Genomic DNA, 13,367 nt, shown 5'->3' with positions numbered 1-13,367 from the left:
TCCGGTCCTTATACCCGGGCGAGCATCGGGCCCGGGAGCAATGCGGCAAGACTCAAATCAACGAACGAATGTCCCATGACCCGGCACGAGAGCATGACCCGGCACGAGAGGACGGGACGCCCATGAGGACGTCCCGTCCCGTTATCTCGCGCGGATATTTCCGCTTCCCGGCTTAGCTGTTGCCGAGGACGCGGTTACGCTGCGCGATATAGGCCGTGTCGGCCAGGTTCGCCCAGCTACCGACCTCCTGACGCGCGTTCAGGAAGCTTTCATGCACGCGGTTGGTGAGATCGTCATGCGCGCGGGTCTCCTCGAAGACCTCGGCCGACGCGCGGCCGAAGGCGTCATAGACGTCGTCGTTGAAGCGACGCAGCTCCACACCCTGCTCATCGACGAGCTTGGTGAGGTACTGACCGTTCTTCGCGTTGAACTCGGCCATCAGGATGTCGTTCTCCATCGTGGCGGCCGCCTCGATCAGCAGCTGGTCGTTCTTCGACAGGCTGGTGAACCAGGACTTGTTCATGGTCGAGCACAGGATCGGGCCCGGCTCATGGAAGCCCGGATAGTAGTAGTACTTGGCGGCCTCGTAGAACTTCATCGCATAGTCGTTCCAGGGGCCGACCCACTCCGTCGCCTCGATCGAGCCGGAGACCAGGTTCTCGTAGATCTGGCCGCCCGGCAGCGAAACCGGCGAGGCGCCGAGCTTCGCCATGACGTCGCCGCCCAGGCCCGGGATGCGCATCTTCAGACCCTTGAGGTCCTCGGAGGAGTTGATTTCCTTGTTGAACCAGCCGCCCATCTGGACGCCCGTGTTGCCGCACATGAAGCCCTTCAGGCCGAACTCGTCGCCGACCTCGTCCCACAGCTCCTGGCCGCCGAGATAGCGAATCCAGGCGGTCATCTCGGTGTAGGTCAGGCCGAACGGAACGGCGCCGAAATAGACCCAGGCCGGGTGCTTGCCCTTCCAGTAGTACTCGACCCCGTGATAGCACTGTGCATTGCCCGACGCGACTTCGTCGAACGCATCGAAGGCGCCGACGCGCTCTCCGGCGGCGTAGTACTCGACATTGATGCGGCCGTCCGACAACTCGCCGACGCGCTCCGCGAAGCGCTGGGCGCCGGTGCCGAGACCGGGGAAGTCACGCGGCCAGGTCGAGACGACGACCATCGAGATGCGCTCCTGCGCGACGGCCGGGGCGGAGAGGGTCGATGACGCGGCGGCGGCGACGCCCGCACCGGCGGCGATGCCGGCACCCTTGATGAAATCGCGACGTTTCATGGAAGTCTCCCTATGAGATTGGATGGTCTCTGGTTGGGGTGGACCGCGAGGCCGCCGGCCTCCGACCGCGATGCCCTGGGGCCCTTGGTGGTACCGACGACGCCACGGTCCGGTCGGGGAGGCGGTCGCACGCGTGCGCATGCCCCCTTCGGCTGTGCCCGAGGCCTTGATTTGTGCGGAAACCCGCTTCAGATGGTGGTGTACGCCCCCTGAGGTTCGCTCCCGTCCAAACCGGACTCGACGGTTTCGATGTCCAGTTCGGTTCGCTGCGCGGTTATCGTGTCCGGGACACGTTCCCACCCGCGATCCGTCTTACCCGTTAGGCTCGGCTTTTAGCACCCGATTAAGGGATTTATAGCGCAATTTGTTTTACATGCAACAGTCCCGCGCGCGTCTCCTAGACGTCGGGGCCATCCTGGACGCGCCACCCGTCGGGACCGAAGCATTCCAGCGGTTGGAAGCGCGCCTTGTAGGCCATCTTGGGACTGCCCGGCACCCAGAAACCGAGATAGACGTGGGGCATGCCGCGCTCCAAGGCCATCTCGACCAGGGATAGGATGACCTGGCTGCCGAGGCTGCGGCGGTCCGCGGCCGGGTCGAAAAAGCTGTACACGGCGGAATAGCCGTCGCCGAGTCTATCCGCGATGCAGCCCGCGCGCAGCCGGCCCGACGAATCGCGCCACTCCAGGAGCGTGGTGTCGATCGGACTCGCCACCACCAGGTTGGCATAGTCACGAAAACTCATATCCGCCATATCGCCGTCGCCGTGGCGCGTGCCGACATAGCGGGCGAAGAGGGCGTATTGCTCCTCCGTCGCGCTGGCGCCGATGTCGCGGACCGTGAGATCGCGGTTGCGCGCGGCGATCCGCCGGAAGGATCGGGTCCATTTGAAGTCCGCTACCCGGATGCGCACGGGGATGCATTGCTCGCACCCCCGGCAGGCGGGGCGATAGACGATATGATGCGACCGCCGGAAGCCGTGCCGGCTCAGATGTTCGAACTGTTCCTGGGCGTCGGGGCCGCTCAACTCCGCGAAAAGCTGCTGTTCGACCCGCCCGGAGAGATAGGGACAATGCATCGCGCCGGAGCGATGGAAAACCAGCATCGTGGGGCTGCGCTGTACCGTCATGGCGGTATCCTTGCTTCGCGCCGGACCTTTCCCGAGGGGGCCGGCGGGATTTCCGCTTCGCTATTCCCGCTATTCCTCGCCCCCGAAATAGGCCCGTGCCATCGCGCGCGACACCTCGATCAACTCCACCTGCACCGAATCGAGGAATTCGTGCATTCCGAAGGCTATGATGCTCTCGATATCGGATTCTTCCAAGCGTTGATGCAGGACGTCGATGGGGTCCGTGACCTCGATACCGCGCGGAAGTTGGAAGGTGGTGATTAGGGTAGCCAGATTGCGCGAGCATTCCCCGACGCAATAGCGCACCGAGCGCGGGAACTGCCCGTTCAGGATCATGAAGGAGGCAACCTTGGCCGGGCTGAGATCATGGGGGTGGGCCCGGCGATAGGCATGATAGCCCGCGACCGATCGCAGCAGCGCGTTCCATTGGCTCTCGTCGAGGGGCGATCCGACATCGCTCGGCGAGGGCAGCAGGGCGTGATACTTCACGTCGATCAACCGCGTCGTTTGGTCGGCACGCTCCAGATACTTGCCGATCTGATAGAAGGCCCACCCCTGATCGCGATAGAAGGTGCCTTCCGTGATGCCGTTATGGGCCTGGCAGTCCTGCTTCAGCCGCTTGCAGAAATCGGCGATGTTGGGCAGGCGGCCCGGCCCGGCCTCGACCGCGCGCAGGCGGTTATAGATCGCGTTCAGGTGCGTCCACATCTCGGTCGATATGAAGGGGCGCAGCGTGCGCGCGTTCTCCCGCGCCATGCGGACCGTGGAATAGACCGAGCCCGGATGCTCGGGGTCGAGCAGGTAGAAATAGGTGACATTGGCTTCCGTTGCCTCGTCATGGCGTTTTCGGAAGGCGTCCCAATCGGCGTTCAGGCGGATGATCGCATCCCAATTGTGGTTTCCCCGGTGATCGCGGGCGAAGACCTCGTTGACCTCGACGAGGCGGGCGAGATTCTCCGCCCGCTCCATGTAGCGGGCCATCCAGTAGATGCATTCGGCGTAGCGGGCGAGAAGGGGCTGGCTCATTCGGTCAGCACCCATGTGTCCTTGGAGCCGCCGCCCTGGCTCGAATTGACGACCAGCGAGCCGCGCTTGATCGCGACCCGAGTGAGCCCCCCGGGCAGGACCCAACTGTCCCGGCCGGTGATGCAGAAGGGACGCAGATCGACATGGCGGGGTTCGATCCGCCCATCGACGAGCGTGGGACAGACGGAAAGGCTGATCACCGGCTGGCTGATGAAATTGGCCGGGTCGGCCTTAAGCTTCTCGCGGAACTGGGCCAGTTCCTCCTTGCTCGCCTGCGGGCCGATCAGGATGCCGTAGCCGCCGCTTTCCCCGACCGGCTTGACCACCAGCTTGTCGAGATTGTCGAGGGTGTATCGCAGCCCCTCGGCCTCGCCGCAGATATGGGTTTCGACGTTCTCGATGATCGGATCCTCGTCGAGATAGTATTTGATGACGCGCGGCATGTAGGCATAGACCGCCTTGTCGTCGACGACGCCGGTGCCGACCGCGTTGGCGAGCGTTACATTGCCTTTCCAATAGGCACGCATCAGGCCCGGCACGCCCAGCATGCTGTCCTCGCGGAAGACCTCGGGGTCGATGAAATCGTCGTCGATGCGGCGATAGATCGCGTGGACGGGCGCGAGGCCGGCGGTCGTGCGCATATAGACGCGGTCGTCCTCCCCGACCAGCAGGTCGCGTCCCTCGACCAGCGGCACGCCCATCTCGCGGGCGAGGAAGATGTGCTCGAAATAGGCCGAATTGTAGGTGCCGGGAGAGAGCAGCACCACCTGCGGCTCGTCGATATCGACCGGCGCCACCTCGTGCATCGCCTTGTGCAGGCGCGCGCCGTATTCGTCCACGTCGCGCAGGCCGATATCGCGCGTCAGATCGGGGAAGGCACGCAGCATCATGTGCCGGTTCTCGATCACGTAGGAGACGCCGGAGGGCGTGCGCGCATTGTCCTCCAGCACCCGGAAGGCCCCGTCCGCGCCCCGCACCAAGTCGATCCCGCAGATATGGACATAGGTATCGTGCGGCAGGTTCAGCCCGACCATCTGGGGGCGGAAGTTCTTGTTGCCGTTGATCAGTTCGGAGGGAACCACCCCGTCCTTGATGATCTTCTGATCGTGATAGATGTCGTGCAGGAAGTGGTTCAGCGCCGTGACGCGCTGCTTCACGCCGCGGTCGAGGCCCACCCATTCCCGTGCGCCGATCAGGCGCGGGATCACGTCGAAGGGCAGGATGCGGTCGATGGCTTCCCGTTCCGTGTAGACGGTGAAGGTGATGCCGAGATTGAACAGTTCCTCCTCCGCTGCCTTGGCGCGCGCGGAAAGGTCGTTCGTATCGAGTTGCTTCAACCGCTCCTGGATCGCGGGGGAGGGGGCGGGCGCCCCCTGGGCGCCTCCGAAAATCTCGCAGAAGAACCCTTGGGGGTCATAGCCTGGCAAGCCGATTCCGGCGCCGATGCTCTCGTTCATGGTACCCCTGTTTCGCCAGCGCGCGCCCGATCCTTCAGGCGCCGCCCGTTCCGGCGGGAATGACCCGCGACGCCGGAACACCCAACCCGTCGGTTCCCCCGCCCGGGATCCAAGTCCCCGGGGCGGGTGCCCCGATCCGGCCATCGGCGTTCCGTGCGATCGATGATCGATCCTGCCGCTCGATCCCCGCAGGCGTGTCGGATCCTCTTGCCGGGATCCCTCGTTCGAAAGCCTAGGGCGTCCGGCTGGCGGAAAGCAAGGAATGATCGTTCCTATCGGTTGCCGCCCGTTCGTCCCGGGGCGATGCGTTCGACCGTCGCGCCACTACGCGCCGACCCGGTCGCCGCGCAAGACCAGCGTGCCGGAAAGGATATCGTGCAGACAACGGCCGCGGTCGTCGATCAGGCACCAGAGCAGCAGAAGTCCACTGGTCAGCGCCAGGGTGAGGTAGAACAGGCACACCATGACGAAAGCCTGCAGCGGACCCGGCCGTCCACCATCGAGGCGCCTTACCTCCAACCCGGCGAGGCGCTGGCCGATCGTCGCCGAGGCCGCCGATTGGACGAAATAAGTATGATAGATCAACGGCAGCACGACCAGCAGCGGATAAAGCAGCGGCGCCAGCAAGCCCAATGTCATGAAGACCACCAAATGGATCGCGAAACCGATGGCCGCCAGAATCACCACGTCGATCGCATAGCCGACAACCCGCCGCAGGACCGTTCCCTCGGTTAGGGCCGGGTCGCGTAGGCGGTCCTCGATATCCGTCTCGGAATCATGCCCGCCCAGGGTGAAGCCCCGGCGTGCCGTGCCGTGCGGATCGATGTTCCGTCCTGCCATTCCGTTGTTTCCGCGTGCCTGCCTCGGTTCATGCCCACGGTCTCCGGTGGGCGCGTTTGGTCCACCGGGCGATATGGCGCCGGGGCCGCGTGACCGCAAGGTCTTGCGCGAAAGGGGAGGCATGACGACTTGGTGCGGCTCTTGCGTGACGTACTGTGGTACGTCTTACGGAAAGGGCGCTGTGGGACGTCTTGTTGGAAGGGCGGTGTTATCCATGCGCGCGGGGGCTTTAGGAAGTTTTTAAATGATGCGGGATTAAATCCCTGTGCGCGGGAGGGGCGGTTCGATGGTGGCGCATGGGGTGATCGGCATGAAAGGATCGGGCGATATGACCCTCGCATTCCCCTCGTACCGTTCACGGGCACGGAGCTCACGGGCAGGGAGCGGCTATGTCCGCATCCCCGTTCCCCAGCCGGGCGAGCGGTATGGCTGGAACTTCACGCGGGGCGACCGCTTCGCGTTCGATTTCGATCCGGATGCCGGGGATTCTCACCGGTCCGGCGATCGGCTGCTTTTCCGTATTAATGGTGGCGAGATCAGCCTGCTCGGCCCATGCGATTCGCGCAGCCTGGAAACGGTCTCCGTGAGACTACCGAACGGGCGCGTCCTGCCGCTCGATTGCCTGGTCTCGGACGATGAGACGATCGACCGAATTGCCCGGTCCCTCGGCGGTTCGGCGGAGGGGTGATCCGATACGCGCCGGACCTGCGTTGGTCGTGACGCGGCCCGCCGCCGCCGATTTTGACTCGCGCCCGGCAAGCTTATCGACTAGAACGGAATCCATCGGATGAGGACGGTGCGCGGCCCGCCATTGCGGGCCGCCGCCAGGGTGACGCGCGGGACATTGATCGTGCGGATCAAGGCAATCGGGCAGGTTGCCGGAAGACCATATTTGCGTTGGGTTCCACCGTGTGGGGCGACGTCTTTCCCGGTGGGTTTGGTGAGCGCGGCGAATTCGCGCCATATGGGGATCGCGTGGGGAGTAGCTCAAAAGACACCGAGGATGTGGAGACCAAGGGGGGACGCGCCAAGGGGGTAAGGGAGAATCTCCAGGACCGCCTGAGGTGGATTTTCCGCGAACGGGAGCTCCTGATCCGCAGCGAGGATCGTGTCCGCTATCTGCGTCTTCGTCCCTGGATGCAGGGATCGCTCGTCGGCATGGTTTCCGCTCTCGGCCTATGGGCCGCCGTCGGGACGGGCGTTTCCTATTGGCAGCAGACGAACCTCGACAAGCAGGACGCGGAGATCGTCGAGGCGAAGCTTGCCTATGACCGCGTGCGCGCCGATCTCGAAACCTACCGTGTCCGCGTTGGTGTGTTGGCGCGCGGCATCTTCGCCCGTCAGCGCGAGATCGAGGCCGATGAGGGCCATGGCCCGGTGTCTGGAGTCGAGACCGACGAGGCCCTGGCCGTCGATCTGGAGGAATTGGCGGAGATCAGCACCCGGATCGAGGGCGCCTTCGATCGCATCGCCACGGATCTCGACGTTACCGAGGCGGATCGTCAACGCATCGTGCAGAGCCGCGATGCCTTGCATTCCCGTATTCAGGAATTGGAGAGCGCGCTTGCCGACGCGCGCGACCAGGGCCGGCAACTGACCGGTCAGGTCGGGCGGCTGATACAGGAGCGGGATCGGGCCCTGACCGCGCAGGAAGCGGCGGATCGGGCGAGCGCCGATCTGGCCCGCACGCTGCGCGACGTGCGTGGCGAGCTGGCCGCGACCGACCGGCGCGAGCGGGCGTTGCGCGGACGGATGGCGACCCTTTCCGACGCCTTGGACAGCACGAAGGAAGCGGTCGAGACGGTGGAGGCCGAGCGCGATTCGCTCAACGAGCGGCTGGCGGCGGTGCGCGACGATCTTTCGGAGAGCCGGTCGGCGCGGCGCGCGGCCGAACGGCGGATTGAGCATGTGGTGCGCGATCTGGCATCGATCTCGGGATTATCCGTGGATCGGGAAGGGGACGCCCTGGCCGCGCTGGAAAGCGAGAGCCGCAGTGTCGTCAGCGACTTGCATAAGGCGCGCCGGCGCGCCGACGCGGCCGAGTCGACCCTGTCCGAGGTGGTCATGAGCCTCGCGCGCCTCGCCAAGGATTCGGGGGCGGTGCGTACCGCGTCCGGCGGGGCGGCGGGCGATATGGCCGACGCTTCCCCCGAGGGAGATAAGTCGGATCTGATCGGGCTGCTGGCCTCGATCACCCCGCAATCGGGCGGCGTCCATGCGGATACTTCCAGCGCTTGGAGGGGTACGGGCGATATCGGCGACCCGGTCGGCCATGCCGAAGCCTTGTTGAGCGAGATCGAAGGGCTGCACGACAGTCAACGCACCCTGGTCGAGCGGCTGTCCGAGGAGACGGAGAAGAACCTCCACAATACCGAAGCACTTCTGAAGCTCGCGGGCCTGGATGTCGATGCCATGTTGCGCCGTGTGGGGTTCGAGGGCGGAAAGGGCGGCCCGATGCTGGAGGCGAGCGTCGAGGCGCTGCCCGCCGCCCTGCCGGAGACCTATGCCGAGGATGTCGAGTTGCTGGAGACCCGGATCAATCGCTGGCGCGCGCTGCAACAGGTCGTGCGCTGTGTTCCGTTGATCTCGCCGATCGACAATTATCACGTGACCAGCCCTTTCGGGAAACGGAAGGACCCCTTCAACAACCGGTGGGCGATTCATGAAGGGGTGGATCTCGGTGGTTGGCCCGGGATCTCGATCATGGCGGCGGCCCCGGGTACGGTCGTACGCGCTGGCCGTGACGGCGGTTACGGGAACAAGGTCGTGATCGATCACGGCTGCGGCATCCGAACCGTCTATGCCCACATGAAATCGATCGCGGTCAAGAAGGGGCAGCGCGTCGAGCATCGTGAAACCATTGGAAAGCTCGGAAGCACCGGTCGCTCCACCGGCCCGCATGTTCACTACGAAGTGCAGGTCGATGGGGAGCCGTTGGATCCCGAGCAGTTCATCGAGGCTGGAAAACATGTTTTCAAGATCTAAGAATTCTCCCCCGCCGCGCAGTGCGGGTGCCGCAACCACCGACGTCGCGCCGGTTCCCGAGAAACCGGCGCCTAAGAAGAATTCGGCGCCGTCCATCATCTCGGAATCGCTCTCGATCACAGGCGATCTCACCTCGACCGGCGACATTCAGATCGACGGCGTGGTCATCGGAGACGTCCGTTCCCAGAAGGTCACGATCGGGGAAAGCGCCAAGGTGCAAGGCGCGCTGATCGCCGATCATATCCGGATCGCCGGGACGGTCGAGGGCGAGATCACGGGCCGGGAAGTTACGCTGACCGCCAGTGCCCGCGTTATCGGCGATATCTATCACGATCGCCTCGCGATCGAGGCGGGTGCCCATATGCAGGGCCTTTGCCGACGGGTGGATGACGTCGATAAGCGGCTGAAGCCGGTGAGCAAATCCCCCTCGTCCGCGGTGGATGGGCCGGCCCTGCCGCCCAAGCCGGATATGGCGCAGAATGCAGGCAAGACGTCAGATAAGGATGGTGCCGGCTCGGATGACAAGCCGGAGGCATCCGCGCTCGCGGAGCCGGCGAAATCCTATTAGGTCGCGTCGTTCGCGGGGGGCTCCGGAGGCGCTATGACGGGCGGCGTCCCCCCGGGCGACGTCCCTCCGGCGACCGACGAGATACTATCCGGACCAAGGCAGCCGGGGGCAGGGCAGCCGAATTATAGCCCGCATGTGAAGGGGGCAATAGAAGGGGGCGATGGTGTCCTCAGGCCGCTCCCAACACTTCCGCGAAGAAGCCCGGGTCGGTGTTGCCGCCGGACAGGACCACCACGCTCGTCCGACCCCGCGTCTCGATCCGTCCGGCGAGAAGCGCGGCGAGCGCGATAGCGCCGCCCGGCTCGACCACCAGTTTCAGCGTCTGGAAGGCCACGCGCATGGCCTCCCGGACTTCGTCGTCGCTCGCCACGAGGCCGCCCGCCAGCGTGCGACTGTTGATGGCGAAGGTGATCGCGCCCGGACGCGGGGCCATCAGAGCGTCGCAAATCGACCGCGCGTCGGCGGCGACGCTTTCGCGTGATCCACTCGCGAGCGAGCGGGCGGTGTCGTCGAAATCCTCCGGTTCGCAGGCGAAGATCGGGAGATCCGGGCGCCGCGCCTTGAGGGCGAGCGAGGTGCCGGCGATCAATCCGCCCCCACCGCAGCAACAAAGCACCTGATCCGGCGTGACCGAGAGGTCCGTCAATTGCCGGTCGATCTCCAACCCGACCGTGCCTTGGCCCGCGATCACATAAGCGTCGTCATAGGGGGGAACGAGGGTCGCGCCTGTCCGTGCCGCGATCTCGGCGCCGATCGCCTCGCGATCCTCGGCATGGCGGTCATAGAGGCGGACGGTCGCGCCATAGGCTTCCGTATTCGCCCGCTTGATGGCGGGGGCGTCGGCGGGCATCACGATGGTGGCGGATACGCCCGCAAGCCGCGCGGCCAGCGCCACGCCCTGGGCGTGGTTGCCACTGGAAAAAGCCACCACGCCTTTCGACCGTTCCTCGGGCGTGAGGGCGAGGATGCGGTTGCTGGCCCCCCGGAACTTGAAGGAACCGGTGCGTTGCAGGCATTCGGGCTTGACCAGAACGCGCCCGCCCACGCGCTCGTTGAGCAAGGCCGATTCCAGGAGCGGGGTTTCCACGACGCGCCCCGCCAGGCGCTCGGCCGCTGCCTCGATCTCCGCGGTATCGGGAAGGGGGATGGGCTCACCCATTGTCGACCGGTCGGTCGCCGCATTCGATGTCGTCGAGGAATCCATCGATCGCCTCCAGGCTTTCCGGTTCGTCCAGCGTCGGGGTATGGCCCTTCCCCGGCAGGGTCAGCGTGCGCAAGCGCGGGTGCGCCGCCGCCATTCGGTCCAGTCCATCCGCGCTAAGAATGTCCGACCGGCCGCCCCGGATGGCAAGCACCGGCTTCGCCCGCAGGCTTCGGAAATAGGGCCAAAGGTCGGGGATCGATGCGCCACCGCGTAGTGGTTCGGCGATAGCCGGATCCCAGGCCGGATGAAGGCGCCCGTCCGCTCCTTGGGTAAAGGTCGCCTCCGCCACGCGGCGCCAGTCCGCCGGCCCCGCCTTCGTCCCGGTCGCGGCGCCGTGCGGTCCGGGGTTAAGGGTCGGCATCAGGCCTTGCAGCGCCGCGACGGCCGCGTCCCAATCCGCGTAGTGCCGGCCCGCGCCGAGATAGCCGACGATCCGCCCCAGTCCGCCACCACCGATATCGGGTCCGATATCGTTCAGTACCGCGCCGCGCAGCATCATGGGCATGGCCGCCCCCATGCCCATGGCGAGCAACCCGCCCATCGAACTGCCCACCACCACGACCGGCCCGGTACGCAGCGCGATCAGACAATGCCGAATATCTTCCAGATAGGTTTCGGGCCGGTAGTTGGCGGGGTTGGGGTCGCGCGCCGAGCGGCCGCGCCCGCGATAGTCGGGCGCGACGACACGATGTCCGCGCCCCGCCAGATGCCGGGCCAAATCGTCGAAATCGGCCGAATGCCGCGCGATTCCGGCGAGGCAGAGGACGGTGAGGCGCGCCTGCCGCGACACGGCGTCTTTCCCCGGGGCGGCCGGATAATCCCAAGCGAAGAGGACACGCCCGTCGGCGGCCCGAACCGTCCGCGCCAGCCGCTTGATGCATTGGGAATCACATGCCGTCATGGGGGGCGCCTATCGTGGTCGGTTCCGAAGAAGTCATTTATTATTGTATCTTGAACCGATTCGTTCACGTGCTACTTTGCGCGCTCGGAATTCGGGCAAGAGTTGGCGCATTCGGGTCTTACATTGATCTTGCGTCAATCCTTCGTGAGGGAAAGGGGAAGCCCCGGTGTTTGTCCGTTTGGTCATGGGGGGGCGGCGCGCCCTGGCGATGCGTGTCACGGTCGCGATCGCGGGCGCGGTCCTGGGAACCAGTGTGGTGCCCACCATCAAGGGCCAGAACGCGGTCGCGCAAACGGTCGTCGTCGATTCCAACGGGTGGCGCCAGGAGGGGCCGGGCACGGCGGATCGGCCGGCGCTGGAGCCGATGGCTCCGACGGATGTGGATCCCTCGACGCTCTCCCCTCCGGCCGACCGGGCAGATGGCGGCGCGAGTGAATGGACCACGACGGTCATCGGTGGGGCGGACGATAATGCTGGGGAGGCCCTTCCGACCGGAATGGACTCCGCCGGGAGGGAACGCGTCCAGCAACTTGCATCGAACAGTCCCACTTCCGGCGGGGTGGACAACGAAATGTCGGGTGCCGGCGCCACGCCGCCGCATATCGGCGCGGTCGCCCTTCGCGCCGGGGCCGAGGGACCGGCGCTGACGATCGATCTGTCGCGGGCGGCGGATTTCGTTTTCTGGGAATCGCCGAACGGGCGCCGGGTCGTCGTTTTCGTGCCCGGCGCGCCGAGCGACGTGTCCGGCCTGGGCGAGGGCGGCCTGATCCGGCAGTGGGCGTGCATCGAGGGACCGGCGCCCGGTTGCGCGCTGGCCATTGATCTGACGCAGGCGGTGACGGTCTCCGCCATGCGCTTGCAACGCCCGGAGGAGACCGGGGGAGTCTATCGCATTCGCCTGGCGCTAGACGCGCTCGACATGGCGCCCTTCGCGCGGGAGCGCACGGGCATCGCCTGGGAGGGAGGGCGCGACCTGCCGCCGATGTGGGATGGGGGGGGCGCTCAACCGCTTCAGAAGGTCTCCGCCGCGCCGCGCAGCGCGCTTGCCTCGGGGTTTGACCAGGACGGAACGGCGGGGCAGGGACCTGCGTCGGTCGATCCGTCCCCATCCCGGCCGTCCGCATCCCGTTCGTCCGCGGCGTCCGGCGTCACGATTCCCGAGACGCGCATCGATATCGGTCAGGAGGCGACGACCGCCGTCGCCGCCGCGCGTGTCGATTGCGCGGTGGAGCCCGGGGACTGCCAGGACCCGGCCCCGTGGGACGCGGATTATCTGTCCGGTTTCTACGAGGTGCCGTGGGAGATGGCGAAGCGTCCCTTCGATTTCAGCACCCGCTCGCTGATCATCGATGCGATCGCGCTCGGCGGTTTCGGTGCCCTCTATTTGGCGGACGAGGATATTCGCGACACGGCGCAGGACAGCCAGTCCGGCGGCGCCGACGATTTTTTCGACGCGGTCGAGGTCGGCGGGCGCTTCTACGGCCTTCTCGCGGTCGGCGCCGGGGCCTGGGCAGCGGGAGAGGTCGCCGGTGACCGCTCGCTTCAACGCGTGGGGTTGAACGGGTTCCAGTCGGTCCTGTTGGCGGCGATCCCGGTGGAGGCGACGAAGGCGCTGTTCGGCCGCTCCCGGCCACTGAAGGATCAGGGCAATGACGATTGGTTCGACGAGGGGAACTCGTTCCTCTCCGGTCATACGACCTATGCCTTCGCGGCGGCCAGCTCGGTCGCGCACGAATACGGGCATATCGGCTGGGTGCCCTGGGTCGCCTATGGCGCCGCCGGCCTCGTCGGCGCGCAGCGCATCTATGACGACAAGCACTGGAGTTCCGACGTCTTCCTGAGCGCGCTCGTCGGATGGGGCATCGGGCAGGCGGTGGCCGATCTCGATGCCTTCGCCGAGGACAGCCCGATGGAGATGGGCGCTCTGCGGACCGAGGGCGCGCAGGGCTTCAGCCTCTCGATGGATTTCTAGAACAGG

General features: G+C 65.9%; 11 protein-coding genes. 4 read left to right on the top strand and 7 right to left on the bottom strand.

Features of this window, described 5'->3' with window-relative positions; genetic code table 11:
* Positions 1-172: 172 nt before the first annotated feature.
* The 5 genes from KAJ83_RS02875 to KAJ83_RS02855 all read right to left on the bottom strand — a co-directional run bounded on the left by KAJ83_RS02875 (position 173) and on the right by KAJ83_RS02855 (position 5,731).
* Entirely contained in the window at positions 173-1,279 is a 1,107-nt protein-coding gene (locus KAJ83_RS02875) for a TRAP transporter substrate-binding protein (protein WP_210680497.1), read from the bottom strand.
* A gap of 397 nt (positions 1,280-1,676) precedes the next feature.
* Positions 1,677-2,408, bottom strand: a complete 732-nt coding sequence (locus KAJ83_RS02870) for an arginyltransferase (RefSeq protein WP_210680496.1) — start codon at positions 2,406-2,408, stop codon at positions 1,677-1,679.
* Between the two features lie 69 nt (positions 2,409-2,477).
* The gene (locus tag KAJ83_RS02865) at positions 2,478-3,434 is read right to left on the bottom strand and encodes an alpha-E domain-containing protein (protein ID WP_210680495.1); all 957 of its coding nucleotides are present in this window, start codon (positions 3,432-3,434) and stop codon (positions 2,478-2,480) included.
* The gene (locus tag KAJ83_RS02860) at positions 3,431-4,891 is read right to left on the bottom strand and encodes a circularly permuted type 2 ATP-grasp protein (protein WP_210680494.1); all 1,461 of its coding nucleotides are present in this window, start codon (positions 4,889-4,891) and stop codon (positions 3,431-3,433) included. The genes KAJ83_RS02865 and KAJ83_RS02860 overlap by 4 nt, the downstream gene beginning before the upstream one ends.
* Before the next feature lie 324 nt (positions 4,892-5,215).
* A complete protein-coding gene (locus KAJ83_RS02855) occupies positions 5,216-5,731 on the bottom strand; it encodes an RDD family protein (protein ID WP_210680493.1) in 516 nt (171 codons plus the stop codon).
* A gap of 328 nt (positions 5,732-6,059) precedes the next feature.
* Here KAJ83_RS02855 and KAJ83_RS02850 point away from each other — a divergent pair, with 328 nt between their 5' ends.
* The 3 genes from KAJ83_RS02850 (at position 6,060) to KAJ83_RS02840 (ending at position 9,284) form a co-directional block, all read left to right on the top strand.
* The gene (locus KAJ83_RS02850; RefSeq protein ID WP_210680492.1) at positions 6,060-6,419 is read left to right on the top strand and encodes a hypothetical protein; all 360 of its coding nucleotides are present in this window, start codon (positions 6,060-6,062) and stop codon (positions 6,417-6,419) included.
* A 287-nt stretch (positions 6,420-6,706) separates the two neighbouring features.
* A complete protein-coding gene (locus KAJ83_RS19590; protein WP_343221922.1) occupies positions 6,707-8,716 on the top strand; it encodes a peptidoglycan DD-metalloendopeptidase family protein in 2,010 nt (669 codons plus the stop codon).
* On the top strand, positions 8,700-9,284 hold the full coding sequence (locus KAJ83_RS02840) for a bactofilin family protein (RefSeq protein ID WP_210680491.1): 585 nt from the start codon (positions 8,700-8,702) through the stop codon (positions 9,282-9,284). Before KAJ83_RS19590 ends, KAJ83_RS02840 begins: the two co-directional genes overlap by 17 nt.
* A 169-nt stretch (positions 9,285-9,453) precedes the next feature.
* Here KAJ83_RS02840 and KAJ83_RS02835 read toward each other — a convergent pair whose 3' ends face one another.
* A complete protein-coding gene (locus KAJ83_RS02835) occupies positions 9,454-10,443 on the bottom strand; it encodes a threonine ammonia-lyase (protein WP_210680490.1) in 990 nt (329 codons plus the stop codon).
* A complete protein-coding gene (locus KAJ83_RS02830) occupies positions 10,436-11,389 on the bottom strand; it encodes an alpha/beta fold hydrolase (RefSeq protein WP_210680489.1) in 954 nt (317 codons plus the stop codon). The genes KAJ83_RS02835 and KAJ83_RS02830 overlap by 8 nt, the downstream gene beginning before the upstream one ends.
* 166 nt (positions 11,390-11,555) lie before the next feature.
* On the opposite strand from KAJ83_RS02830, the gene KAJ83_RS19585 reads away from it, so the two are divergent.
* Positions 11,556-13,361 (top strand): phosphatase PAP2 family protein, encoded by a 1,806-nt coding sequence (locus tag KAJ83_RS19585; protein ID WP_210680488.1) that lies wholly within the window; start codon positions 11,556-11,558, stop codon positions 13,359-13,361.
* Positions 13,362-13,367 lie beyond the last annotated feature (6 nt).

The sequence above is a fragment of the Marivibrio halodurans genome, assembly GCF_017963645.1.
GTDB classification, from domain to species: domain Bacteria; phylum Pseudomonadota; class Alphaproteobacteria; order UBA8366; family Aestuariispiraceae; genus Marivibrio; species Marivibrio halodurans.
Note: the sequence above shows the minus strand (reverse complement) of the source record. Positions and strands in the feature narration are given on the sequence as shown.